Source organism: Agrobacterium tumefaciens, from assembly GCA_025560025.1.
In the GTDB taxonomy this organism is placed as follows: Bacteria; Pseudomonadota; Alphaproteobacteria; order Rhizobiales; family Rhizobiaceae; genus Agrobacterium.
This window is the reverse complement of the sequence record CP048487.1, coordinates 361,312-386,412: the sequence shown is the minus strand read 5'-3', so window position 1 is coordinate 386,412 and position 25,101 is coordinate 361,312. Positions and strand designations below refer to the sequence as shown.

General features: G+C 60.9%; 22 protein-coding genes and 4 pseudogenes. 14 read left to right on the top strand and 12 right to left on the bottom strand.

Annotated elements, in window-relative coordinates; translation table 11 throughout:
* Nucleotides 1-950: 950 nt before the first annotated feature.
* Nucleotides 951-1,700, bottom strand: a complete 750-nt coding sequence (locus FY152_25535; protein UXS35481.1) for a hypothetical protein — start codon at nucleotides 1,698-1,700, stop codon at nucleotides 951-953.
* A gap of 152 nt (nucleotides 1,701-1,852) precedes the next feature.
* A complete protein-coding gene (locus FY152_25530) occupies nucleotides 1,853-3,007 on the bottom strand; it encodes a site-specific integrase (GenBank protein ID UXS35480.1) in 1,155 nt (384 codons plus the stop codon).
* A 124-nt stretch (nucleotides 3,008-3,131) separates the two neighbouring features.
* On the opposite strand from FY152_25530, the gene FY152_25525 reads away from it, so the two are divergent.
* Nucleotides 3,132-4,085, top strand: a complete 954-nt coding sequence (locus tag FY152_25525; protein ID UXS35479.1) for a DUF1403 family protein — start codon at nucleotides 3,132-3,134, stop codon at nucleotides 4,083-4,085.
* Between the two features lie 10 nt (nucleotides 4,086-4,095).
* Entirely contained in the window at nucleotides 4,096-4,800 is a 705-nt protein-coding gene (locus tag FY152_25520; GenBank protein ID UXS35478.1) for an SMC-Scp complex subunit ScpB, read from the top strand.
* On the opposite strand, the pseudogene FY152_25515 reads toward FY152_25520, so the two are convergent.
* Nucleotides 4,790-5,005, bottom strand: a pseudogene (locus tag FY152_25515) (hypothetical protein). The gene FY152_25520 and the pseudogene FY152_25515 sit on opposite strands and share 11 nt — an antisense overlap.
* On the opposite strand from FY152_25515, the gene FY152_25510 reads away from it, so the two are divergent.
* Both FY152_25510 and FY152_25505 read left to right on the top strand, forming a co-directional pair.
* Entirely contained in the window at nucleotides 4,904-5,332 is a 429-nt protein-coding gene (locus tag FY152_25510; protein UXS35521.1) for a hypothetical protein, read from the top strand. The pseudogene FY152_25515 and the gene FY152_25510 sit on opposite strands and share 102 nt — an antisense overlap.
* A gap of 267 nt (nucleotides 5,333-5,599) precedes the next feature.
* The gene (locus FY152_25505) at nucleotides 5,600-6,430 is read left to right on the top strand and encodes a class I SAM-dependent methyltransferase (protein ID UXS35477.1); all 831 of its coding nucleotides are present in this window, start codon (nucleotides 5,600-5,602) and stop codon (nucleotides 6,428-6,430) included.
* Between the two features lie 502 nt (nucleotides 6,431-6,932).
* Here the strand turns inward: FY152_25505 and FY152_25500 are convergent.
* Entirely contained in the window at nucleotides 6,933-7,562 is a 630-nt protein-coding gene (locus tag FY152_25500; protein ID UXS35476.1) for a TetR/AcrR family transcriptional regulator, read from the bottom strand.
* 311 nt (nucleotides 7,563-7,873) lie between these two features.
* Here FY152_25500 and FY152_25495 point away from each other — a divergent pair, with 311 nt between their 5' ends.
* From FY152_25495 to FY152_25485, 3 genes are all read left to right on the top strand, one after another.
* Complete coding sequence (locus tag FY152_25495) at nucleotides 7,874-9,046, top strand: prolyl oligopeptidase family serine peptidase (protein UXS35520.1); 1,173 nt, start codon at nucleotides 7,874-7,876, stop codon at nucleotides 9,044-9,046.
* A gap of 113 nt (nucleotides 9,047-9,159) precedes the next feature.
* Nucleotides 9,160-10,416 (top strand): hypothetical protein, encoded by a 1,257-nt coding sequence (locus FY152_25490; protein ID UXS35475.1) that lies wholly within the window; start codon nucleotides 9,160-9,162, stop codon nucleotides 10,414-10,416.
* 69 nt (nucleotides 10,417-10,485) lie between these two features.
* A complete protein-coding gene (locus tag FY152_25485) occupies nucleotides 10,486-11,895 on the top strand; it encodes a multicopper oxidase domain-containing protein (GenBank protein ID UXS35474.1) in 1,410 nt (469 codons plus the stop codon).
* Between the two features lie 159 nt (nucleotides 11,896-12,054).
* On the opposite strand, the pseudogene FY152_25480 reads toward FY152_25485, so the two are convergent.
* The 4 genes and pseudogenes from FY152_25480 to FY152_25465 all read right to left on the bottom strand — a co-directional run bounded on the left by FY152_25480 (nucleotide 12,055) and on the right by FY152_25465 (nucleotide 14,411).
* Nucleotides 12,055-12,372, bottom strand: a pseudogene (locus tag FY152_25480) (alpha/beta hydrolase).
* 120 nt (nucleotides 12,373-12,492) lie between these two features.
* Nucleotides 12,493-12,762, bottom strand: a pseudogene (locus FY152_25475) (SDR family oxidoreductase).
* A 43-nt stretch (nucleotides 12,763-12,805) separates the two neighbouring features.
* Nucleotides 12,806-13,417 carry an NAD(P)H-dependent oxidoreductase gene (locus FY152_25470; GenBank protein UXS35473.1) on the bottom strand — a complete coding sequence of 204 codons (612 nt, stop codon included), beginning with the start codon at nucleotides 13,415-13,417 and terminating at the stop codon, nucleotides 12,806-12,808.
* A 79-nt stretch (nucleotides 13,418-13,496) separates the two neighbouring features.
* Nucleotides 13,497-14,411, bottom strand: a complete 915-nt coding sequence (locus tag FY152_25465; GenBank protein UXS35472.1) for an NmrA family NAD(P)-binding protein — start codon at nucleotides 14,409-14,411, stop codon at nucleotides 13,497-13,499.
* A 181-nt stretch (nucleotides 14,412-14,592) separates the two neighbouring features.
* On the opposite strand from FY152_25465, the gene FY152_25460 reads away from it, so the two are divergent.
* Nucleotides 14,593-15,054: a MarR family transcriptional regulator gene (locus FY152_25460; protein UXS35471.1), complete on the top strand. Its 462-nt coding sequence runs from the start codon at nucleotides 14,593-14,595 to the stop codon at nucleotides 15,052-15,054.
* Between the two features lie 560 nt (nucleotides 15,055-15,614).
* Here FY152_25460 and FY152_25455 read toward each other — a convergent pair.
* Nucleotides 15,615-17,204 (bottom strand): Tat pathway signal sequence domain protein, encoded by a 1,590-nt coding sequence (locus FY152_25455; GenBank protein UXS35470.1) that lies wholly within the window; start codon nucleotides 17,202-17,204, stop codon nucleotides 15,615-15,617.
* Between the two features lie 154 nt (nucleotides 17,205-17,358).
* On the opposite strand from FY152_25455, the gene FY152_25450 reads away from it, so the two are divergent.
* The 4 genes and pseudogenes from FY152_25450 (at nucleotide 17,359) to FY152_25435 (ending at nucleotide 19,363) form a co-directional block, all read left to right on the top strand.
* Nucleotides 17,359-17,922, top strand: a complete 564-nt coding sequence (locus tag FY152_25450; GenBank protein UXS35469.1) for a PadR family transcriptional regulator — start codon at nucleotides 17,359-17,361, stop codon at nucleotides 17,920-17,922.
* Nucleotides 17,922-18,227 (top strand): annotated as a pseudogene (locus FY152_25445) (DUF2218 domain-containing protein). The gene FY152_25450 and the pseudogene FY152_25445 overlap by 1 nt, the downstream one beginning before the upstream one ends.
* 84 nt (nucleotides 18,228-18,311) lie before the next feature.
* Entirely contained in the window at nucleotides 18,312-18,881 is a 570-nt protein-coding gene (locus FY152_25440) for a methyltransferase (protein UXS35519.1), read from the top strand.
* A gap of 38 nt (nucleotides 18,882-18,919) precedes the next feature.
* A complete protein-coding gene (locus FY152_25435; GenBank protein ID UXS35468.1) occupies nucleotides 18,920-19,363 on the top strand; it encodes a hypothetical protein in 444 nt (147 codons plus the stop codon).
* Between the two features lie 36 nt (nucleotides 19,364-19,399).
* Here FY152_25435 and FY152_25430 read toward each other — a convergent pair whose 3' ends face one another.
* Together FY152_25430 and FY152_25425 are read right to left on the bottom strand one after the other, a co-directional pair.
* Nucleotides 19,400-19,789 (bottom strand): multidrug efflux MFS transporter, encoded by a 390-nt coding sequence (locus FY152_25430; GenBank protein UXS35467.1) that lies wholly within the window; start codon nucleotides 19,787-19,789, stop codon nucleotides 19,400-19,402.
* A gap of 72 nt (nucleotides 19,790-19,861) precedes the next feature.
* Nucleotides 19,862-20,275 carry a hypothetical protein gene (locus FY152_25425; protein UXS35466.1) on the bottom strand — a complete coding sequence of 138 codons (414 nt, stop codon included), beginning with the start codon at nucleotides 20,273-20,275 and terminating at the stop codon, nucleotides 19,862-19,864.
* Between the two features lie 338 nt (nucleotides 20,276-20,613).
* On the opposite strand from FY152_25425, the gene FY152_25420 reads away from it, so the two are divergent.
* Nucleotides 20,614-21,168: a TetR/AcrR family transcriptional regulator gene (locus FY152_25420; protein UXS35465.1), complete on the top strand. Its 555-nt coding sequence runs from the start codon at nucleotides 20,614-20,616 to the stop codon at nucleotides 21,166-21,168.
* 264 nt (nucleotides 21,169-21,432) lie between these two features.
* Complete coding sequence (locus FY152_25415) at nucleotides 21,433-23,508, top strand: TonB-dependent receptor (GenBank protein UXS35464.1); 2,076 nt, start codon at nucleotides 21,433-21,435, stop codon at nucleotides 23,506-23,508.
* Nucleotides 23,509-23,625: 117 nt separating this feature from the next.
* Here FY152_25415 and FY152_25410 read toward each other — a convergent pair whose 3' ends face one another.
* Nucleotides 23,626-25,083, bottom strand: a complete 1,458-nt coding sequence (locus tag FY152_25410) for a glycosyl transferase family protein (GenBank protein ID UXS35518.1) — start codon at nucleotides 25,081-25,083, stop codon at nucleotides 23,626-23,628.
* Between the last annotated feature and the right edge of the window lie 18 nt (nucleotides 25,084-25,101).

Here is a 25,101-nt window from a genome sequence, read left to right as displayed (position 1 = left end):
ATTGCCCCCTTGGCGGGCATCTTTCGGTTTGCCGACTGTTGCCCGCCAAAGATACAACACGATTCTTGCCGCACGTCCAGTCGTTTAGAGTTAACAACGCCTTAACAGACCGCTCTTTTGAAACAGGGTTCGGTTAGCCAAAATCGAAATTTAACATTTGTTTTTTATGTATTTGGAGAATAACTCTATAGGGAATCGATACCAGTTTGTCCGAGGGCTGATTATCCAGAACAACGATCTTCGGAAATACGTTCAGCGCGCTGTAGCTTTGTCCAGATGCACGCGACTCAAGGTAGCTCAGTTTGTCTGAGCAGTTTTGCGGGGGCTTAAATAATAGTCACCTCTGTCATGTTGCGGCGTGTTATGCATCGTCCGGGGCGCTACGATGAAGTCGTTCTTTTTCATCACAAGATTGGCGGCGGCGTCGATGGGCTCACGTCGCCCAATTCGCCATTTTCGTATTCCCATTCCCAATCATTCGGAAACGGGGAGACGTTCTAGATGGAGGTGTCATGCAGCCTGCGATCGCAGTGCAGAAGTGTATCAAGCTGAGTAGAGCCTCTCGCCAAGCGTAAACACAGGTTTTGCCATTGCAGCCAAGGTGTCTTCAATGTCAAGACGTATGCTTTCCCATAAGGGATACTTATCGATGGTTAGAAGCCAACCGGCAATCATACCCAGTTAGGAACCTCAATGTTTATATAGAGTTCCTTTAGCAAATCATTTACCATGATTTCAATGGCTTACGATTCTTCGAAAATCAGCGTGAATGCCTTGATGCGACCGGCTTTTGACGCCGGCTGTGGCTTTTACTTCCCGATTTCAATTGAAACGCTAAGCTGAAAATCCCGCACGAAGTTTAACTTAACGGCTTCACATCGGCAGGGGAGGGGCCCTGTTCAAGGCCCCGAGGCCTTCGTGAGGTTGCCGACCACGAGGAGGCCGGTCTCCTATGATCCTGATGGATGAACGCCTTTGCTTGCGCATGGCATGACAGCGACTTGATCGACCTTATCGGGGAAGGCGATGATTTCGTGTTCTCCCCGGCTCAAGAGAAAGGCCTTAACATGCTCTTTGTGTACGAGCCCCGCCGCGATGTACGCCGGTCGACGATTGAGGCGAGCAAACCGTTGCGCGAACCAGGCCGCGACGCCCTTGTCCGTCGTCCATGATAATCCGAGGGTACTGCTATCCTCCCTTTCCAAACCGTGCCACACCGGCACCATATCTGGCAGCTCGTCGAAGGCTACCTTTTCCTCAATATCGAGCGTCAACTCGGACTTGGCCTTATTCCAGGTGGCGCTCCAAAACTGCTCGTGTTCGTCCACGTTCTCGCTGTCTATCCAGACCGCTTTTATCAGTCGCCAAGTGGCCGGCTGGTCAAAAGGAAGGCCGCCCTCAAACAGAACGCGCTGTAACGCCTCTGCGCGATAGGGGCGCTCATGAAGTGCGATATAGCGGCTCCAGTTTTTCTGATGCCAGGATCGCTCTGCTTCCTCCTTGCGGTGGAGGTACATCATATTGTCGGCCTTGTGATGACCGGGAAGCGTCATCACATTGATGATAAAGGGGTGGTGAAGCATTTTTCCGACTGGGCCATCCCGGAAGTGTCGCTGCAGATCAGGATGCAGGGTTTCCGGGCATTGAAGGAAATCCAGCGGGTCGGCAGCCGCCATTGTTTCCTTCTGATCATCGTGCATTGGAGATTGCATTCCGTCCTCGTTGCGTCTCGATCTTATAGCAGCGCGTTTCCTAGAAGTGGCCCTTTTTTCTCGATTTTGATCGAAGCGGTGAGCTGAAAGATCGCGACCCGATTTCGACGTGGAAGCGTCACGGCAAACAGGGAAAGGCGTCACAGCCCAGATGCTTTGGTCAGATTGACTAGGAAACGATCGCGTCGGCGCTGATATTTGCGGGTCATTTCGGCCGAGGCGTGGCCGAGCTGCTTCTGGACATAGCGCTCGTCGACCGCGGCCGAGGAGGCGAGCCCGGCGCGTAGCGAATGGCCCGAGAATTTTTCAGATCGCTCACCCTCGCTGAGGTCGCCGCGAACGCCGGCCGCCATCGCGACCCGTTTCACGAGCCGCGCCACCTCCCGGTCGTTCAATCGGTCCGGTCCAACATCCTTGCCTTGCCTGCGGACGCGACGAAAGAGGGGACCCTTTGCGATCCGCGCGAACTTGATCCAGGTCTCGACGGCGACGACCGGGCAGGTGGCGTCGGAGGAGCCGCGGCCGATCTCAACCTCGCGCCAGCCGGTTTTGCCGCGCAGGGTGACGAGCAGGCCCTTGTCGAGGATCTCGATCCAGCCGCGGCCGTCTTCGGTCTGGTCGCGGCCGCAATCCAGCCCGACGATCTCGGAGCGGCGCAGGCCGCCGGCAAAGCCGATCAGCAGCATCGCCCGATCCCGCATGCCGCGCAGGGTTCCCCTGTCGAGCGTCTCGAGCATGGCGATCAGGTGCTCGGGAAGTACCGCTTCCTTCTGGCGCGGCGGCGCAGCATGGGTGTTGCGGATGCCGGCGAGCACCGTGGCGATATGGCGGTCCTTGCGGTCGAGCGGCGTGCCGCGCTGGGCGTAGCTCCAGGTTAGGGCGGACAGGCGACGCTCGATCGTCGTCACCGAATGGGGCTTGCGATCGGCTGTGGCGCCGCCCGAGGCCAGCGCCGTGATGTAGAGGCCGACGTTGTGTGGATCGGGTGGCAGGTGCGCCAGGCCCTGGCGCCGGCACCACCCAGTGAAATGTTTCCAGTCGGAGGCGTAGGCCTTGCGGGTGTTGGCGGAGCTGGCGGCCTCGACATAGGTGCGGGCCTTATCGGCGAGGCGCTCGAGATGCGCCGGCAGCGGGGCGCTCGGCTCGGCAACAGGGGAGGGGAGACCGGCAGCGTCGGCCGGGATATCGGCCGACACCCGCGGCGCGGAAATAGCGTCGCCGGACGCCGTGCTCTCTGGCGGCGCAGAGTTCCGTTCGATGTGATTTTCGCTGTTTTGCTCGATGATTTGGGGCATTTCTATATAATGACAGAAACATCCGATAATGCAAGATTATCGGACGTACTTCTTTGGCGACAAGGCGTGCGGTTTAAGGCAATATTTCTGGCTTAAACCGCTCATATGAGTTACACTCTGGCGCATGGATTCGCTCGCGCCCTCCGCTCCAACGGCCCCCGCTTGGCCGCCCCGCCTGCCAGGCTGGGCGTTGTCGCGCGGCCGCGACCTGACCGAATGCGACGCCGCTTTCGCCGCCGGTATCGCACTGAAATCGCTCGACGATCTGGTGCGTGCCGAGCCGCCGTGGCTCGGCTGCTGGCGCGATCGCCTCGCCCTGAAATCGGCCGCCGTCGCTGCCAAAATGCTCGGTCGGAACGAAGAAGAAACTGTGATCCGTGACGCGGTTTTATTGGCGGCTGCCGACGCCGATCCCGGCCCGGCCGGAAAGTTGTTTCTGGCCACACGAATGCTGGCGCGCCGATCCGGCACGATCACCACCCCCTTCGTTCAGGAGCTCGCCGGCCTCCTCGAGATTCGGTGGGATGATGGCCTTGCCTCGATCCCCGACATGGTCGATTCTGCCATCCAGTCTCGGCGAGCAGCCCCTTTCGTGCTGGCGGATTTTTTGACGATGATCTCTGCCGTTCGCCCGGACGCGGAGGTTCTGGCGCTTGGCGTCGCCGAAGTCGTGTTGGCGAACAAACTGAACTGGCTCAAACCCGTGCCGCTGCTGCTGCCCGAGCGCTTCGGGTCCGCCTTCCGCACCATCGGTGGCCGCGGCCGTGTCCGTCCGGGCGAGCCGGCTTACCCGAAAGCAATCTGCCTGGCACTCATCGACGGCGTTGAGGGAGCCATGCGGTCCGCCGCCGAAATCGACCGCCGTGCCGCACGGTTGCTGGCGGTGGCGCCCCAAGTGCGGACGAAGGGCGCCGAGCCGGTTATCCGCAGATTGCTGACCGAAGACGCTATTCCGGCGTCGGCGTCAGGAAGCGCTCTATCGCGTTGGGCGGCGAACCGGCTGTTTGATCGTCTCGAAAGTTCCGACGCAGTGCGCGAATTGTCCGACCGATCCTCGTTCCGGATCTTTGGGTTGTGAGGCGAGTTGGATGAGCGCAGCATCGCAACCACGCCGGAACGCAAAAAAGAATCCCCAGGGCGATGTCCTGTTTGATCGTGAGCTAGAAGATCTGCCGGCGGATATGCGCTGGCGGGAATGGATGATGCGGGTCGAGGCAGTGATCTTTGCCTCGGCCGAGCCGGTCAGCCGCGAGACCTTGGCGCGCGTGGTGGGAAAAGACTGCAGTATTGATCTGCTAATCGACGATCTCATCGAGGAGTTGCGAGAACGGCCCTACGAGCTGGTGTCAGTCGCCGGCGGCTGGCAGCACCGAACGCGTTTGCGTTATGCGGCCGCGATACGAGCGTTAGCTGCACCAACGCGCGGCGCGGCAACGCCGCTCTCCGAGTTCGAGGCGATGGTGCTGATGGCGGTGGGATATTTCCAGCCGGTCACCCGTGGAGAGCTGTCAAAGATCTTTGGCAAGGAGGTTAGCCGCGACACCATTGGCAATCTGCGCGGCGCTGGATTCATCGGCTCCGGGCCGCGCAGCCCAACGCCGGGTGCACCCTATACCTATGTGACGACGCCACACTTCCTCTCGGCCTTCGGCATGGAGACGCTGCGCGACCTGCCGAACATCGAGGCGCTCGATGATGCGGGCCTGCTCAGCCGACATGCAGTTCAAAACGAAATCGCCGCCTCGGAAGGCGGCGAAGGCGAGACGGACGAAGAAGCGTCCTTTATCGACTGATGCCGGTCGTCTGCAGTCGCTTTGTCATTGCGATCGGGCTGGCGAGCATCGCCGTCGAGGCCAGTGCGATCGACAGGCCGAGCTTCATCGGGAAGAGCAGCAACTGATCGAACAACGCACTTTCGGGGTAGGCAGCTGCGGCGCTACCGACGGCCTGCTGGAAGGGCCGCACTACCCCCTCGGCGGCATCTTGTACCTCTGTGCTGCTGATACGATTGCCGATCGTTGCCACCGCCGCCTGGTCGATCCCGAAAACGAAGCGGTCGAGGTCACGGTCGGCGGCCGCTTCCAGCTCAACAGTATCGGGATGATGCGTCGCCTCGCCGCGTTCGATCTGGGCATCGTCGTACTGGCGGAGGAAATTGTCGCCGAGGATATGGCGGGCGGACGGTTGCGCCGCGTGCTGCCGCAGTGGCAGGCTACACCTGTTCCTGTCTATGCGATCACCGAAACACGCCTGCTGCCCGCCAAGACGCAAAGATTCATCGAGTTCCTGCGCGAGTGCATGAGGCAAAGTGACGACCGAAACTAACCCCTGACGGCAGCTGTGCATTTCTGATTCCTGCCCATGCAGAAATCTCATCGTCGCTAAACTCAAAGAAGCCGGCACCCCATTGCAGCATCTACGCCAGCAGGCATCCGGCGATCACATCGTAGACTGCAGACAGACTACGGCAGGGAAAGCCCCGGTAGAACGCATATGTCAAGTGTTCCGATCATACGGTACGATACGAATGGCTGCTTTCTCGGCGGCGTAAATCCTTCGAATCCAGGGACCGCAGTATCGAGGAAGAGTGGAATGTCTTCAGACACGCCGGCCGGATTTCGTGATCGTTTCAATACGCTCAGCGGCGGTTATGCACGCTTTCGGCCGCAATATCCTGATGAGATGGTAGCCTCCCTCGCGGCCCATATCACGGACGTCCCGGTCTCTGACGATGCGCCTGTGCTCGACGTCGGATGTGGCACCGGTATATTCACTCGCCAGCTGGCGAAAGCGCTTCCTCCCAGCATGCGCATTCTCGGCATCGAACCGGCTGAAAACATGCGCGACGCCGCAATTGGGCAAACGAACGGCTTCAATATCGCGTTTCTGGATGGTTCGGCGGAATCGCTTCCGGTCGGGAATGGCGCGGCGCGCGCGATCATTGCCGCAACCGCAGCACACTGGTTTGAAAGGCCGATCTTTTATGCCGAGGCCACACGCGCCCTCGCACAAGGGGGCATTCTCGCCATCATCGAATATGTCAGAGACACCGAGAATTCTCCGGCTGCCGCGGCTATCGAGGGCTTCCTGGCGCGCGAGGGCGGTCCAAAGGCTTATGAACGGCCCGACTATGTTGCAGAGCTCGAGGCACTCCCGGGTCTTGAGGTGGTGGAGGTCCTGAAGCGAACGGTCACGCTGCCGCTCGACGTCGATGGCTTCGTGGGCCTGGCGCTGTCTTCTTCTCACGCCAAGGCCGTTGTTTCCAGGCTGGGCGAGACCGATACCAAATCCGCGCTGGTCAGGGTCGGCGCCGGCCTTGCCGGAGCCGACGGCCGGATACCTTACGGCTACCGGTTCCAGATGTTCGTCGCCCGGAAACGACAAGCAACACCGCGAGGCGCCGGAGGGCTCGGGACAGCGTGATCAGAAGGCCTGATCCACGCACCCGTACGTTGGACCACCAAAGGCGGAGTTTTCCGGTTTCGGTCAGAGCGATGGCGCGCGCCGATATCATCAGCGCGAGCAGGCTCCTGTTTCCGACCGCGCCATTTGGTCGCTTTTCGATACAGCATCAAAGCCTCCAGATTTCGACGGCACCCGCAAGCGTCATTAATCCCTGCCAGTTCAGCGCGGCCGCCTCCTTCTCTGAGAGAGCCAGACCCGGTACATGTCCATCGATTAGCGTCCGATTTGAGGAAAGACCCTTGACGCACGGCCTCCATTCTATGGCCCCCCATGCCAAAAGTACCTTCCAGACTTGCCTGCGCTTAATCTGAAAACTTCGGTGCACCGCGTCGTTGTTGCGGCCGGGAAGCCCCCCGCTATCATGCGACAGGCGAAGGAAGGCTTCTTTTCGACCATCAATGTGCCAGCGCCAGCGCAGCAGCGGGACAACAGTTTGCGCCAGTAATTGAGGCCAGGCCTCTTATTTCTGCGTGCCTGTACCGCGCAGGAAAATCTTGAGCCGCTTCTTGATGTCTTCTACCCTGCGGGTCCGGTCGGCTCCCTTTTTGATCCTTCTGCGCGGCAACAGCGCTCCAAAAACAATATCCATCAGCATTCCGGCGCACATCGCAGGGTCTTCGACAGTCATGCGCCCACACCGGGTCTGTTCGTTCAGCCACTCGATCAATTCCTCGCGGGAGCGCAGGATATTATTTTCGTAAAGGTAATCGGAAAGCTCGGGAAACCGGGCGGATTCGCGCACGATCAGATTTAGGATGGCCTCGCGTTCGCGCTCGGCCGTTTCGTCGATATCCAGCCGAAAAATCCGAACCATCGTTTCGAAAACCGGCAAATCATCGCCGGCTGGCCGGGGCAGGTCGAGAATCAAGTGACGATGCTCCCGGATGACAGCGGCGAACAGCGCAGTCTTGTCGTCGAATATCGCGTAGATCGTGCGTTTCGAGATATTCGCCTTTGCCGCGACGACGGCCGTTGTCGTGCGAGCAAAGCCGAGTTCCACGAAAGCCGCGTGGGCCGCCTTCAAGATCGACTTGCGGCGTTCCGCATCGGTGGCCGTCCTTGGCCGGCCTCTCTGTCTCTCAGCGTTCATTTTCGCTTTGCGTTCGCTCCATGCTGGCTGTCGTTGACAACAAGTTCTTTCGTATAATAATGGTACTTGGATGGTATCGAAAACTCAAGCCCGATCGCTTGCGGCAGGCCTTTGGAAATTTGATCATTCGCCCACGGTGCCAATCAAGCGCGTAACCGAAATGGCGCTCAGCGTTACCGAGCTGGCTGTGGCAGCAGAAAAACTTCAGGAGACATGGGATGCCGTCGCGACGGGAATTTCTGGTGGGAGTCTGTGCAACTGTGCTGATGACATCAGGCATCAAGGTTCATGCGCAGGACAGCGCCGGGCATGTGAGGGGCGTCACCGCGATCACGCGCGTCTATGGCGGCGGTCAGCGGCTGGTCGCTGTTGCGGTGGAGTACGACCGCAACCTGGTTTCCTCCGCGCTGGAGCCCGATGACTTCGCCGTCGAGGGACGCACGATCACGCGGGTTTATGCCAACACCTCGGCCGATTTGGCCGAAGCGGGACACGACGGTCCCTTTGCCGTCATCGAACTGTCGCCCGGTGATGCAGGAGCCGCGCTCTACGTTCAGAAGGGCCGCGACATCATGATCAGGGCGGCTGAAATCACGGTGGCGCAAGCAGAGCCGATCACGGCTGAGGGTGGCGAGATCGCCGGCGGTTCCGCGCCTATCGCCAATACGGCGGTGAAGAACCTGGTCGTCGACGATTTCGTCCAGCGTACCTACGAGCATGCGTCGGGCAGGAGCCTGACCTACAATCTCTTCGTGCCGAAGGGCTACGATCCGGCGAAGCGCTATCCGCTGGTCAATTTCATGCACGATGCGGGTGTCACAGGCTCCGATCCGATGCGGACGCTGGTGCAGGGCAACGGCGCGGTGATCTGGGCCGAGCCGACACAACAGGCGAAGCACGAGGCTTTCGTCATCGCACCGCAGTTCCCCGAACAGTTCGTCAACGACAGCGACGAGGAAGCGGGCTATCTCGACGTTGTTGTCGACCTGATCCGGGAGCTGTCACAGGAATTCAGCATCGACACGAACCGCCTCTATACCACAGGGCAGTCGGGCGGCGGCATGCTGTCGATCGCGATCATGATCAAGTATCCGAAGTTTTTTGCCGCTGCCTATCTGGTCGCCTGCCAGTGGGGCGCGGACAAGGTGCGGCCTTTGACCTCGCAAAAGATGTGGGTGGTGGTTTCGCAAGGCGACGCCAAGGCATATCCGGGCCAAAACACCATCATGGAGGTCTTGGAGGCGGAGGGGGCGAAGGTCGCCCGTGCCGTCTGGCCGGGCACCTCGACGCCGGAACAGTTCGGTGCCGCTGTCATCTCGCTGGAAGCGGAGGGCGCGCCGATCAACTATGTCGCTCTCCGGAAGGGCACGGTCGTCCCTGACGGCCAGGAGGACAGCCCCGGCGCCAACCATGTCAATACATGGCGTATCGCCTACGACATCGAGGGTGTTCGAGACTGGCTGTTCCGCCAGTCGAAGGCCTGAGGCCATGTTTTTTGGAAAGGAAGGCAGGAAAGATGCGTCAGTCGGATAACTTTCCGGTGCTTCGGGAGAAGCTATCGATACGAACTCTCGCTCTCGCTCTCGTGGGCGGTATGATGTCTATCGGCCTGATGACATCGGCCAGGGCAGCGGAGCCTTCACCGTTGAACGTAGGCGCAGCGAAGATCGAGATCACGCCGCGCACCTTGAATGGCCTCAACCCGATGCCGGGCGAGTTCACGGGCGTGCAGGATCCAATCTATGTACGGGCCCTCGTTGTTCGCAACTCCGACACGAAGATCGCTTTCCTGGTGGGGGATCTGATCGAGGCCGGGGACATGACACCAATCCGGCGTCGCATCGAAACGGAACTCGGGATCGCTTTCAATCATATCATGATCACCGCCACGCACAATCATAGCGCCCCGCGCATAGGGAAGGTCTCTCCAGGCGCGCTGGCTCATGCAGGCGGCCCCGAATCCGATGCCTATACGCAGTTTGTCTTCGATCGCATGATCGAGGCCTTGAAGCAGGCGGACGAGAAGGCGCAACCGGCACGCGTCGGCCACGGCAACGGCTCGGTGGATGTCAACGTGAACCGTCACCTCTATACTGCGGACGGATGGACGCTCGGCAGCAATGTCGACGGCCCGTCGGACAAGACGCTGAGGGTCACCAGGTTCGAGACCCCGGACGGAAAGCCGATCGCCGTCCTGTTCAATTACGCCGTCCATTCGACTGTCACCATCGGCATCAACGAGATAACCGACGATCTTGCCGGGGCGGCAGCCCGGCGGGTCGAAACGGGCCTGGGCGGGGACACGGTCGCGCTCTTCACTCCGGGAGCCCTGGGCGACCAGGCCCCGAAATACTTCAAGCAGCCACAAAGCGGCGACGTCGAGGCCGATCGCTCCTACGCCTATGAGGCCATGAACGCGCAGGGCTTCGTCATCGGCTCAGAGGCTGTCCGCGTCGCACAGAACATTCCCGCCATGGTGAGCCATGCAAAGATCAGCGCAAGCGAAAGGGTTCTTGCGTGCCCTGCGAAGGCCGGGGCGAACGTCATGGACTCCATGAAGCAGGAGAAGGTCGAGGCGGTCGATATTCGTCTGGGTCTGCTTCGGATCGGGGACATCGCGTTTGCCGGAGTGAACGGAGAGGTCGTAACGACCATCTATGAGCGACTGAGGAATTTATCACCGCTCAAAGACACCGTACTTGTGTCGATTGCGAACGACCGCATCGGCTACATCCCGAGCGACGACATGTTCGACGCTCCGGTATTCGCGGTGAATGGAAGTCCCGTCGCTCGTGGTTGCGCTGAAGAAAACATCGTCAACGGCATTGTCGAGATGATCCGATCGTCATCCTGAGTGCGGCAGATCCCGGGACAGGCAGAAGCGAGCGAGGTCGAGATGAGGCGGATAACGAGAAGAGAGGCTATGGGCCTGATGGGCGGTACGGCGCTGCTGACCGGCTTTCTGGCTTACGGCATGTCGAGAGGCGGAACGGAAGCCATAACCGCGCCTGGGCAGCGGCAAATCCTGCCCCGTCCCCGGCTTCTGACCGCGAACGAACCGTTGCGAGCCGGGAAGACCGTCTTTCCCGATGGACATGATGGCTTTGGCTACAATGGCGGCATTCCCGGACCGACAATCCGGATCCGGCGCGGGGAGACCTTCACCCGTCGGGTTGAAAACCTGATGGATCAACCGACCACCGTGCATTGGCACGGGTTGCTGGCTCCAACGGATATGGATGGACAACCGCATGATGAGATCGCCGCGGGTACGGTTCGGGAGTATAGTTTTCCGATTGTGCAGCGGGCGGGGCTGAACTGGTATCATCCGCATCCCCACGGTGCTGCTGCCATCCAGGCGTGGCATGGGCTGGCCGGGTTACTCGTGGTCGAGGATGACGAAGAGGCCGCTCTGGGGCTGCCATCGGGCGATAGCGAACTGTTTCTCGTGCTGCGCGACGCGCAGGTCGATGCCGGCGGTGTCTTCGGCTATATTGCCGACATCGCCGGAACGCAGGGCGGCGTGCCGTTTGTCAACGGCGCCGCCTGGCCCCGCACGGCGTTGCCGCGCGGGTTCGCTCGCCTGCGCATTCTGAACGGCGCTAACGCCCGGGTATTTCGGTTGGGCTCCGAGGCGCCGCTCACGGTCATCGGCAATGACGGCGGGCTGATCGACACACCGCAGCCGGTCGACGAAATCGAAGTGGGACCCGCCGAGAGGGTCGATGTGATCATGGACCTGCGTGGTTTCACGCCTGGTACGAAAGTCGGGTTGACCTGCAACGCCGCCGGTTGGCGTGTGCTGGAGATCCAGGTAACGGAAGCACCCTATAGCGACTGGGAGATTCCCGAGCGCCTGTCCGAAATCGAAACCCTCAGCCACACCGGAGAACCGGACAGGACCTTCGTCTTTCAGGACAACGAAAAGATCAACGACACAGTCTTCGACATGAAGCGGATAGACTTTGCGGTTCCCTTCGGTCGCGTCGAGCGCTGGCGTTTTGCCAGTGCGCGCGGTGCTCCCCATCCAGTGCATGTGCATGGTACGCATTTCCAGGTGCAAGAGGGTACGGCCCCCGATGACCGCGTTCGCCCGGTCTATCCATGGGAACGTGGCTGGAAAGATACAGTTCTTGTACGTACACATGAAACGGTGGACGTACTGGTTCGCTTCGACGCCTACGAGGGACGCTACCTTCTGCATTGCCACAAGCTGGAGCACGAGGATCACGGTATGATGATGAACTTCGTGGTGGGCCGTAACCCCGAAGAGGCCATGCGCAAAGCCGAACTTGAACTGCTCTATGGCCCGATCTGCACGTCTTCAGGATAGTATGAGTGGTGTGTGATAGTGTCGCGGGGTTTCTGATAGCGTCCAAAGCTGGACAAACTTCGATGCTGTCTCACATCGAAGGTTTCCTGTCGAGGCCAGGGGTCCTCAGGAATTGCGGCGAGCCCGCGGGTTGAATTCGGGGCTCCTGCGGCTCCCGGATTATCCGGCGTAGGCGGCGAGGAATGCGTCAAGCGCCTCCAGCAGCGTCTGCGGCTTTTCCTCCGCGGGATAATGCCGCAATCGGGGATGATGACCGAGAAGACATCGTCCGCAAGGGTTCGCAACTCGTTTTCCACAGCTTTCGCATGCCAATGCACCGGAAAATGCAAGCACGGGCATGGTCAGCTTTCCTCGCGCGACGCGGCGCCGGTATTGGGGAATGGATACGTCGATCGCCCGATAATAGTCGAAACTGGCCTTCAGTGCGCCAGGCGTGCGACGCAGGAGTTCGATGTAGAAATCCCGCGCAGAAGCGGGAAGCGCTTCCGGACTTCCGGCCAGCGGGATGACGATCCTGCGGAACCAGAAGCCGAGGTTCGGATCGTACCGGTTTGCGCCGCCTGACGAGACGCAGAGAAACCGGGGTGCGCCCGTCGACGCCGTCTGCCCGTCCACGGATGCCAGAACGGATGCGGGATCCTCGACGTCGACGCTGGCGGTCCGAAGGCGTTGCGGATGCCGCGCGTCATCCCGAAAATCGGAGAAGGCAGCGGGATTTCGCATTGCGGCGGTGACGTTGTGCCTGCGGTCCAGCAGCTTTTCGACGATGATGCGGCCGGTGCGGCCGTTGGCGCCGAAGACGACGACGTCTGTCAGGGGTAAGACGATCCCTTCGTTTGCCGAGAGCGTGACGACCGCGGTACGCATGCCGAACCGAGGGGGTTCGCGCGACGTCACGGACCTGCCGGTCTCAGGCCTTTGCGGCCTTGGCCAGTTGCGGAACAAGCCCGTCGCGGGCCGCCTTTGTTGTCCATCCCCACCAGGCGAGCTGGTCGAGCATGGTATTGGCGCTCGGCAGGATTGCGTCTTCGATCTCGGTGATCGGCTGGCGTTGGTGGACGACGCGAACGTATTCGCTACCGCCGATGTGGACAGCCGAGCGAACCGGCACCATCTGCAATTCAATCGCCACGGTGCGGCCGTTGTCGACCGCGCGGCTGCCGCCGACGGCTCCATACCCCAAGAATGCGATCGGCTTGTTGTTCCATTCCTTGTACGCCTGGTCGAAGGCGTTCTTCATCGCCCCGGTAAGGGCACGGTTGTATTCAGCCGCAACTACGATATAGCCGTCGAACTCGCCGATCTTGTTCTGCCAGGCGACCGCCGCGGGATCTTGACTGGGACCCCATGCACTCGACATCGCTTCGTTGAAGAACGGTAGATCGAAAATCTTGAGATCGACGATCTCGATGTCCATATCGTCGCGCTGAGCGGCAACGTCGGCAATCCATTTCGCCGGGATTGGCCCGAAACGGGTGTCGCGTGTGCTGCTGATGATTACCGCTATCTTGAGTTTCGTCATGCTGGTCTCCTGCTGCGATGAAACGTGATCGACCTGCCGACCCCGATCTGGACGGAAAGCGGAACGATCCTTTGCCAGGTCAGAGGCCCTCGTTCCGGACGTAATCCTTAACAGTTGTAAGGTTGCCTATGGGGTAGCGGTCATTGACCAACTCGCCGAGCTTGCCCTTGCCGTCGAGCATTCCGCGCCAGTACATCAGCGGTATGTAGGCATACATGTTCTGCGGATCGGCCCGCTGCCGCTTCGCGATCTCGGCATCCATGTCCGCCAGCGAGCCCATCCTGACCACTGTCAGGGACTTGCCGGAGCCTTCCTCATAGGCTTTCACGAGGTCGTGGAAGTTTAATGTGTCGCCCGCGACGTTGAAGATCGTCGGCACCGGGTTCGGGTCGGTTGCCGCCTCGGCCGTAAAGCGCGCCGTATCGGCAAAGGTGGTGAAGTCCATCGGCTGATTTCCCTCGCCCCAGAGATAGGCCTCGCCCCGCTCCAGGTTGATCGCTCCCAGAAAGCCGAACAGAACCCTCGTATCGATGAAGCAGCCGTTCAGAACGTGGACGACGCTCACGCCGCCCCTGATCCCGTCGGCCTGGCGGGCGAAGGCGCGACGGATATCGAGGTTGATATTCTCGCCCTCGGCAAGCCCGAACATGTTCATGGAAAAATCCGAGGGAATGAACCGGGAGGCGCCGGCGCGAGCTGCCGCTTCCAGCAGATGCGACTGGACGCCGACGATGACGTCCGGGCCGCCCTGCAGCGCGGAAACGACGGAGAAAGCTCCCTCCATCGCCTTGTCGAGCGCGCCTTGATCGCCCGACCCGTCAATCGCCGTTTCAACGACCTCGACGCCCAGCCCGGCAAGACCGGCGGCCTTCGCCGCACTTCCGGGCCGAACCAGGGCCCGCACGACAGTATCGTTCTTGTCCGCCAGGGCCCGGGCGACAAGATTGCCGAGATGGCCTGTGGCGCCAGCCAGCACAACGATTTTCCGATCCATTTCTTTTTCCTTCCTCAGGAGGACGGCAGCTTTCGGCGTAGGGCTGTACCTCACCTTGGCGCTGCGATCCATGCCTGATACAAGATCGACGAACACGGTCTTTAAAGGTTCGTATTGCGAACCTGTTTAATTCGTGGCACGAACCATTGCAAGCCACTCAGAGAAAGAAGAATCCAGCTCGATGTCGGATCGCTTGAGCCCTGCCGCAGCCTTGGTGCGGCTGTCATTTCTGGTGCAGTCCATCTATGCGGAGGTGGCGGAAAAGCACGGACTGACGGTGGCCCAGGCGCAATTGACCTGCGTCATCAAGGATATGCCGAGAAGCATGTCGGAACTCGCCTCGTTGCTCCGCCTGGAGAAATCGAGCCTGTCCGGTCTCGTGGACCGTGCGGAGCAGCGTGGCCTGCTTTATCGGCGCGCCGAAGGGGATGACCGGCGGGTGACGGTGGTGGCGCTGACCGAAGTGGGGCTTCCTCTGGCTGAAGCTTTCCACGCCGAAGTGACTGAGCGGCTGATCGCAGTTGTGGGATTTCTGTCGACGCGTGACGAGGCACGCTTTGCTGATCTCGCGAGCCGTATCGTTCACTCAGCGGACATCCCTCCCGTTTTTGGGGAGCTGGCCGTCATATCACCGCACGCCTGATCTCCATGTCTGCGTCTCGCCGGGATACTATGATCGGCTTGCCTGAGATCTTGGAAGTGCTCTCGATACGATGATCGGGAAGGTCATCGACTGGTCCGGGCCTTGAAAATGCGGCGGCCAGCTCACTAACAACGTGCGGGCGCGAAACCCGGAAGGCTGGCTGAGAATGACGATTTACGCTGTGGAAAGAGTGGCGCCGCCTCAACCCCGCAATCCGCTCGCGCGGAGGGTGACGTTGCTTTTTCTTGCCACGCTCACCATCATGGCGGGTGCAACGATTGCACCTTCGCTACCAGGGATCGCCACGGCAACCCTTCGCGCATCCGCAACGCCCGTATGGAAACGGTACGCGGATTATTGATCCTGCTTGCCGCGGCGGCTATCGTTGCGATCGCGACTGGCGTACTGGGCCAATCGAGGCGCGCGCAGCTGCCGGCATCCTTGAACGTCGTGGCGAAGCCGAACGATTCAATCCATGGCTGGCTTGCGAAGGGTGAAACGAAGAACAGGAGATTGGGGACGGCGCCGGAGCCAGGCCAGGCCCGTCTCGCCTTGCCGCGCTATCCGGCGTAACCCGTCACCCGGCCGATCCATGCCATGAACTCCGCTGCATCCTCGTTGGCGCCGTGGCCGGCGTCCCAGTACATCCGGGTATCGACCGCGTTGCCTCGTTTTTCCAGCGAGGCGGCAAGGTTTGCCACCACGCTCAGCGAGGTATCGCTGTCCTTCGCGCCGACCCTCAGCCACCAGTGCCGCGCCCGGCCGGGGTTCTCCCCGGACAGGAAATGCATTGGGTTCATCAACGCGAGTTTGCCGGGAATATCGGCGTCCAGCTCCGCCGCCGGGTCGCCGCTCGCATGGCGCAGGCTGTAGCGGGTGAAATGCCGCGCCGCGGTCTGCCCCAGGCCGAACAGGTTGTTCTCGCCCGTCGACAGATCGAAGGCGTCGAAGGCCGGGACGTCCTTCTTCCGGGCGCCGGCATGGGCAAGGAATTCCGCCCAGCCGAACCGCGCCTCGCCATTTTCCCAGCCGATGACGGGGTTCGCGGCCATATAGGCGGCGCGGTCGGCATCGGGCAGGGCGGCGAGGAAACGGGTCGCCGCCGGGCGCAGATAGGTTTCGGCGATGTGGTCGCCAAGGTTTTCGGCAGTCAGGCGAGGCCGCTCGCCCGCGCCCTGCCGCAGGCCGAGCGAGAGCTGGTAGTCCGCAAAGGCCGCGCGCAACTCCCCGGACACCGTCGCATCGACCACGGTGCCCGAGGCCAGCGGATTGCCTCCCCAGTTCCATTCATAGGCCATGTCGGCATGTTCGAGATCGGCGATCGGGCACCACGCGCCGGTGGCGAAGATCGCGTCGCTGGCCTCGGCCGCGCCGATTTCCTCCAGATAGGGGCCATAAAGCGGGCTGTCGCCCGAGGCGCCCAGCAGCGCCGACAGCGCGCCGCCCGCGCTGGTGCCGGAGGAGACGATCCAGCCGGTATTGCCCGGCAGCCGGCCCGCATTGTGGCGCAGGTAGCGCACCGCGGCCTTCAGGTCGACGATGGCCGCCGGCGCCACGCCGTAGTGATTGCCGGCCGCGTCGGTCAGCGTGCGCCCGCGCGCGCCGGCTTCGACCACGACATAGCCCGCCGCCAGCGCCAGTTCGGCGTTGCTCACCCGCCGGCCGTGATCGAGCATGGCGTTGCTGCCGGTAGGGGCCTCCATCGGGCCGTTCACCCCCGGCGGCCGTTCGCCGTGTCCGCCGCGCATGCCGCCTCCCGGACCGCCGCGCCCGCGCATCCCGCCGCCGCCGATTCCCTCGGCATCGGCCACGGATGACGGCATGTAGCCGCCGACCGCGTTCGCCAGCAGGATCGGCGCGCCGGAGGCGTCGATCTCCCGCCCGTCGATGCGGATCGGCTGGCTGATGTTGAGGCTCTGATAGGCTGCATCCACCGGCCGGGCGACATAGGGGACAGCCTTCCAGAACCGGTAGGCGACGTCATGGCTGCCGGTCGCGGTCTCGATCACCTTTGTCAGTTCCGTAAAGGCCGCGGGATCGAAGGCCAGCGCATCCTGCGCCTGCGCGACGCCATGGCGCGCGAGGCCGGAAAGCCCCGTCGCCAGTCCCGCGCCAAGCCCGATCTTCAGCACATCCCTTCGTTTCGTCATCCGTTCGTTTCCCGTCTGCAAAAGATGTGGCGACCATAGCGCCGCGTAGGTGTGGTTTCAAACCCGGAAAAATGGATCTTTGCAGGACGCGGCCGGTGTGGAAAATTCTGCGCCCTCTCTTGATTTCGATATATCGAGACATATCTGATGCGGTATGAAACACAGAAACGAACACAATCCTGACCGCCCGGCACCCCCGGATTCCGAAACCGGATATCCGCGTCATCGCGGCCACGACAAGGGCCATCGTGGCGGACATCGCCGCCATGGCCGCCCCTTCGATTATGGCGAGCTGCGCCTGTTGATACTGGCGCTGATCGCCGACCAGCCCCGTCACGGCTATGAACTGATCAAGGCGATCGAGGAACGTCTCGGCGGCAGCTACAGCCCCAGTCCCGGCGTGATCTACCCGATACTCTCATGGCTGGACGATGTGGGCTACGCGACGGTCGAGCCGGCCCCCTCGGGCCGCAAGACCTATCGCATCACGGCTGAAGGCGAGGCTTTCCTCGAAGAGAACCGGCCGGCGGTGGACGACCTCCTGAACCGCACCGGCACCCCCGGACGCGGCGAGATACCCGCCCCGATCTTGCGCGGCATGGAGAACCTCAAGCTCGCCTTGCGGCTCAGGTTGCGGAGCGGGCCCGTCGGCGGGGCCACAGCCGACAAGATCGCCGCCGCGCTGGATGCGGCCGCGCAAGATGTGGAACGCAGCTGATGACCGATCAGAGCCATGACCATGCAGGAACCCCGGCCCGCCGCGTGGCCGTCGTCCGTACCGGACATGCCAGCCGTTACCTCCAGCAGCTCTGCAAGCATTTCGGCCACAAGCTGCCGGTCGAATTCGACGAACGGCAGGGGCGAATCGGCTTCAGCATCGGCGATTGCCGGCTGATGGCGGCGGACGGTGCCTTGCGGATCGACGTCGAGGCCACGATCCCCGACGATATCGAAAGGTTGCAGGATGTGGTGGCGCGTCACCTCGTCCGTTTCGCCTTCCGCGAGGAACTGGTCATCGACTGGCACGAACCCCGACCGACCGGCCCGATCGCGGAACATCACCTGGACGACAAGGTTCGCACGGTGCTGGACCTCTACCACGCCCGGATGACGGAAGAACGTGGCCTGGCCCGCGAAGCGCCGGGCGGCCGCGACGGCGGACAGGACCGGCGCATGCGTGCCATCGGCCCTGATACCGGGCGCTTCCTCAACACGCTGGCACGCAGCTTGCCCGCGCCGGTGATCCTGGAGATCGGCACCTCCTTCGGCTATTCCGGCATCTGGCTGGCCGAGGCGGCCAGCGCCTCGGGCGGGCGGCTGGTCACCATGGAGCTTCACGCCTACAAATCCGCCCATGCGCAGGAGATGTCGGAACGCGCCGGGCTTTCCGGACATGTCGATTTCCGCGTGGGCGATGCGCTGGAACTCATCGGCGCCATGCAAGAACGGCCCGACATGGTCTTTCTGGACTGCTGGAAGGATCTCTATGCGCCCTGCCTTCAGGCCCTCCTGCCGAAGCTCGCCCCCGGCGCGATGATCGTCGCCGACAACATGATCCGTCCGGGCGGGCCGGAGATCCGCCGCTATGCCGAGGCCGTCCGCGCCGTGCTGGGCATGTCCAGCGTGCTTCTTCCGATCGGAACCGGCCTTGAGATCAGCCGTTTATCGACGGAATGAGCCATCCCTCCCGCTTGAACCGAAAGAAAGTGAAGATCATGAAACGCATTTTGCCGACCGCCGTTTTCGCCGCGGCCCTTACAGCCCCCGGGCTTCTCGCCGCACAGGACCTGCCGGCGGCCGTCACGGCCCTCGGCCTGACCGACATCGAGATTCGCGAAAAGCCGCGTGCCGAATACGGCCGGAACGTACATGGCACGCTGCCGGGCGGCACCCGGGTCGAGGTCGAGTTGGATCGGAACGGAGAGATCGAAGAGATCGAGGCCCGTGGGCGCGGGCGCTTCCCGGCGGAGACCGTTCGCTCGCTGATACCTGCGGCCGTTCTCGCCAATTCCTCCTGGCCCGCCGACGCCACGCTGGAGAAGGTTGAATTCGAGCGTGGCGGACGCATCGAGATCGAGGGCCACCTTGACGACGGGCGCGAATTCGATGCCGAATTCGCCGCCGACGGCCGACTGATCGACTTCGACACAGACGATTGAGCTTCATAGGTCCGACTCTGCTCCAGATGCCTGGCGTCATCTCCTTCGCCGGTTCCGGCGATCAGGTCGGACGCCCGGCCTTTGTGTTGGTCCCGCAATATGGTGCGCAGGTGATGAATGACAGGTCGGAGGCGACGGATTGACCAGCGCCCCGCCGAGAAGCGTGCTGAGGGCGCGCAAGGTGTTGACGAAGCCGGAGACATAGGGGCCTTCCATCGGCTGGACGACACTGGTCGCAAGGAACAGCATCGACACCACCGCCATGGGCTGCCCGATCGCCTGCATGATTTGGATGGGCACGAACTGCTCCCACATCCAGCTGGCATCGACCTGCGCGCCCCGGAAACAGGAAAGGCCGATCAGCGCCAGACCGGCGGCGAACACATGGCGCGCGTCCACCCATTTCCTGTAAAGCAGCAGCGCCACCAGCGAGCCGGCGACGAGTTGCGGCAGTCCAACAAGCAGCCCGATCGGGGCGCTTTGCAGCGCCCGGTAGCCTCAGTTCGACGCCAGGAAAGAAGAGGGCAGCACTGCGCCGGAGATGAGCGCGATCAGTATGAAGATGAAGATCGTGAAGCCGAGATGAAGGTTGCGGCGCGCCAGGAGCTGGAACTTGACGAAGGGCGCCGGATGCGACCACTCCACGACGGCATAGGCGACCAGACAGATGCAGCCGACCGCCATGGCGCTGCAGATCAGCGGTGAATTGAACCAGTCGAGCCGGTTGCCCTGATCGAGAGACACGGCGAGCAGGAGCAGCCCGGGAATGCCGGTCAGGAGGCCCATCCAGTTGATGGAGGAGAACCGCTTCCAGATGATCGGCTCGCGCGGCAGGGCCCAGGCGACGAGCGCGCCCGACACTACCGCCACCGGAACGAACTGCCAGTAGAGCCAACGCCAGTCCGCGACCACATCGGTCCATTGTCCCGACGATCCAGATCGCCACATTCGGCGCGAAGGTGACGGTCATCGCGTAAAGCGCGAGGCCGTGCAGGCGGATCGAGGGCGGAAGCGTCCTCAGCGCCATCATCATCAGGATGGGGATGAGCGCGCCGGCGCTCACCCCCTGAACGAGGCGCAGCGCCAGAAGCAGGTTCAGGTCGACGGTGAGGGGAAGCACGGCCGCGATCGCCGCCGACAGGGCCAGCATGGAGAGATGGAACCGCCGCACGCTGAACGTGATCGCGAACCATGTCGTGAACGGCATGGCGAGAAGCTCGCCCGCCGAATAGAAGGATGCGGCGGCCGCGGTGTTTTTCGAGCACGGCTATGCCGCGGCCAGCATCGACGCGGTAATCGAACGCATCGGTGGCTCGAAGCGGAACATTTACACCACGTTCGGCAGCAAGGAGGGGCTGTTCACCGCTTTGGTCTCGGAGAACGCGGAACAGATATTCGGCCCCCTGCTGACCGCGGGGCCGGTGCGCAAGGGGCTGGAGGAAACGCTGACGGATTTCGCGACGCGGCTTCTGAACATCTTCATGTCCCGCAGGATGATCGGCGTCTATCGCGTGGTCGTCAGCGAAGCCTCGCGCCTGCCCGATCTTGCGGCCAACTTTTACAGGAACGGCCCCGACCGCGGCGCCGACTGGGTTGCCGACATCCTGAAAGAGGCTCAGGGCCGCGGTGAGATCCACGTCGATGATCCCAAGTCCGCCGCGCAGCAGTTTATCGGAATCCTACGCGGAAATCTCTACATGGAGATCGTCCTCGGTTTGAGAAAGCCTCTGGACCCCGAGGAAATCGCCCGGGCCGCCGGCTCGGCGGTGGACCTCTTCCTGAACGGTGTGAAGGCGAGAATCTGAGATCTGCCCTTCCAGCGTGGGCGGGGATGAGGCTTCGCGGCGGTATGGAGGAAGGCGTCACATCGGTGGCGACCGACGCCAATCGCGTGGCACCGGTGGGCACAACGGTTTTGACACAGGGTGTCTTGATGAAAGGAACGCACGCGGTAGCGGTTACCGTTTCATTTTCATTAACTTGGAATGGTTCAAAAACATCGTCGTTGACGTGCTCTTTCCCGGTCCGATAACTCGACAATTACAGTCAAGTTATCGGGGATTACGGTTATGAAAATGGGGCGATCGAACTACTTTGCAACCGGATACGGCGGCGTCGCCGGACGGCCAAATTTAAAGTGGTTCAGACTCTCGCGACGATTGACGATTCTAACATTCTTGTCGTGCACCCCGATTCATTCGACACTCTTTGCTCAGGATCGAACGGCGGACGATACCTCGACCGTGCTTGAAACGATCGTCATTACGGCAGGTGGTTATGAGCAGGACATAAAGCGCGCGCCCGCGAGCGTCTCCGTAATCAGTGAAGATCAATTAAAGAAGAAAGCAATCGCTGACATCTCGGAAGCAATTCGTACAGTGCCCGGGGTTAATGTCGGCTTCAGTAGCGGCGGCACGCGGGGGATCAGCATGCGCGGTCTAGGGGATGGGTACACACTGATCTTGATCGATGGCAAGCGCGTCAACGCCAGCGCCACCACGCTGCGCCACTACAATGGTGATCTCGATTGGGTGCCGATCGAAGCGATCGAGAGGATTGAAGTCGTTCGGGGTCCAATGTCAACGCTCTATGGTTCTGATGCGCTTGGGGGTGTCATCAATATTATCACGAAAAAAGGCAGCGATCATTGGACAGGATCGTTGACGACGGAGTTCCTTCTTCCCGACAGCAGCGCTACCGGTAAGACACGGCGACTGAATGGCTATATCAGCGGTCCGATCATCGATGACGTGCTGGGCTTTACGGCCTTTGGAAACATCAGCAAGAAGAACTCTGATAATGGCGCAGCAGCCGACGACATCGCCGTGCCGGATGGGAGCGATAACTTCGACCTGACTGGACGTCTCACCTTCACGCCTTCTGCCGACCAAACATTCGATCTGGAACTCGGCCATGGTCGAGAACGCTACAAGCCTTATCTTGCAGAAGGTGTGACCGACACCAGTAAAACCGAAATCGAGCGAACGACGGCCTCTCTTCGTCATGTCGGGGAGTGGGACATTGGCACATCGACAACGACTGGCTTTTTTGAACAGGCCACAAATAACAATCGCGTGTCGAGCGAAGAGATTACGTCACGTAACTATACATTCGACAGCAAGCTCGCGCTGACACCGTTCGATTATTTCTGGACGCATAACGTGATTGTCGGTGGAGAGTTCCGGTATGAAGAGCTTGATGATCCGGTCAATCTTGGCAAGGAGAACTCGTTGACCGGTTCAAGCGGGGAAGCACTCGCAAGTGTTTTCACCGGTGCACTCTTCGCCGAGGACGAAATCGAGTTTACCGAGGCCTTCCGGATGACCGCCGGGCTGCGCTACGACTATCACGAGCAGTTTGGTTCGCATTTCAGTCCGAGAACTTACTTTACTTATGACCTGACAGATGCCTTGACCTTCAAGACGGGCTGGGCGCAAGCGTTCAAGGCTCCCAATCTGAGGCAACTCGATCCCAACTGGGTTACGACCTCCCGCGGCCGCGGTTGTGGAGCGGTCGGTGGGCCATGCGAAATGGTCGGCAACCCCGATCTTGAACCAGAAACGAGCAACAGTTTCGAGGCCGGCTTCTATTATGACGACGGTGCCTGGCAGGCGAGCGCCACCTACTTCTTCAACGACGTCAAGAACAAGATCACGTCCGCGCGGGTTGCTTCTCTCATCCTCGGTGACGGCACGAAATACGTTCAGCAGATCAACGTAGACCGTGCCCGCTCTCAAGGGATAGAGGGCAGCCTGACAATACCGATCCATCCTGACTGGACGTGGACGAACGCTTTCACGTACCTGCTGGAGTCAAAGAACCTGGAAACAGGAATGCCCCTGTCGGCGGATCCTGAATACGCGATCCATACGGAGATGACGTGGCAGGCACGCGAAAATCTTAGCTTTACCGCGTCGTTGGACTGGTATGGCAAACAGGTTGACTATGTGGAGGTAACGGAAACCTTGACCGCACAGAACGTCAAGCCCTATTCCAACGTCAACTTTTCCACAAAATATGACATCAATGACAATTTCACGATGAAGGCTGGCGTCAACAATATCTTCGACTCCCAGCCCGAGAGCTCATCGAACTATAAGGAAAATGGCCGGACCTATTTTGTCTCGTTGACAAGCAAGTTCTGACGGCTCTCATAGAGACGAGTTCAGTCCGCTCCAGTCGCTCGTTGCACCGTTTCCGTCTTGCCGGTACGGTGCAATTCCTTTTGCTCAGCTGGCGAATTCGTCGCAACACAAGCCGTGTCAGCCGGTGCGCCGAACCCAGAGCGACCTAGCCTGTTCGAGAGCGTCGATGAAGCTGGAGTGGGGATCGTCGGACAAGCTCATAAGGGCGACCGCCGCGGTGTGAAGAATGCAGTCCTCCGCTTCCTGATCTCGAGCGCCACCTGACCAAACTGCCGCCCAATATTCCCTTTGTGTCAGCAGTTTGGCGGAGCCAGATCTGGTCGTTCGACGCGCCTCAATACGGACATCAACATCACGCCCGTGGACGAGGCGGAAAATTTGCGTCGCCCGCCCCGGCGGAACCTGTGCGAAATCGCGGGTCGAACCGATAACCGACACCCTTTCCATGTCCAGGAGGTGCGCCACTTGCCGATAAAGATCACGACTGGCATTGTCGGCAGCTCCAACCAGCGTCGTTTTTGCATTCAGCGGGTTCATCAGGTGTACAGCACTATGAAGTGGCGTGCGCATTTCGAGTAAAGGGTAGAGAGCAAGTTGCGCCTGAACCTGGTAGGCCAGAGCACCCAGTGGCACATAGGCAAGGTTACCTTCAGTGAATGCTTCAACTGCATCCTTCGACGTCAGGCAAACAGAAATACCTGCATCTCTGGCTGCGGCTTCCAGTTTGCCGCCCTCGCTACCGCTTCCAAAGTTTCCATGGATCACAACCCGATATCCTGCCATCGCAACGAGACGAACGGAATGCATGAACCATAGCGGCTCTCGCCATTTCGGGGAGAGATAGGCTGGCCAGTCCAGGTGGGGCTGAAGGCGTCCGGGAACACGGATGACTATTTGGTGGCGAATGGCTCGAACAAAACCCGCAAGCTCCGAAGCCGTGAGGCCTCTATACTGCATCGTCATGAGAAGCGCGCCAATCTGTATCGGATCGGCCTCACCTCGCAAAATTATTCCAAGCGCATCCTCCGCTTCTTTTATTCCAAGTGGTCGGCTTCGGCCAGGTCCAGGGGCTGTGGTAGCGATGTACTTCGCCAGACGCCGGTGCGGTTCCGCATTGTGACCAATCGTTGCCAATCGACGGGCCGTACCGCGCGGAGACGGCGTCGCTTCAAGCCGCTCGCCATGTGTAACGGCGAGAGGAGGGGCAGATATTACGGCTTGCTGCAGCCACTCTCGACCCGCCTGTTTGGTGGCACTGACGGCTTCCTCCTGAGATATCCGACGGAGAAGAAGATCCTCGGCTTCCTCAGCCAGTCCACGGACCCTCAGGCGTAACGATTCCGCAAACTCCGTCGGTCGCATACCTCGACCAGTACGGTCGAATATCGCATCGCCGTAGTGCTCTCGCAGCTCCGATAACATGCGGCTCATCGCAGAAATCTGAACTCCCATGCTTTTGGCGGCCGCACCTACACTCCCCTCTCTTAGCAACGTATCAAGGATGAATAGCAGCTTGACCCGGTTAAGATGGATAAGCCCGCCATGCGGTCTTTTTACCGCTTTCATGTCTCCCATGTTCTTAGTCACACTTCT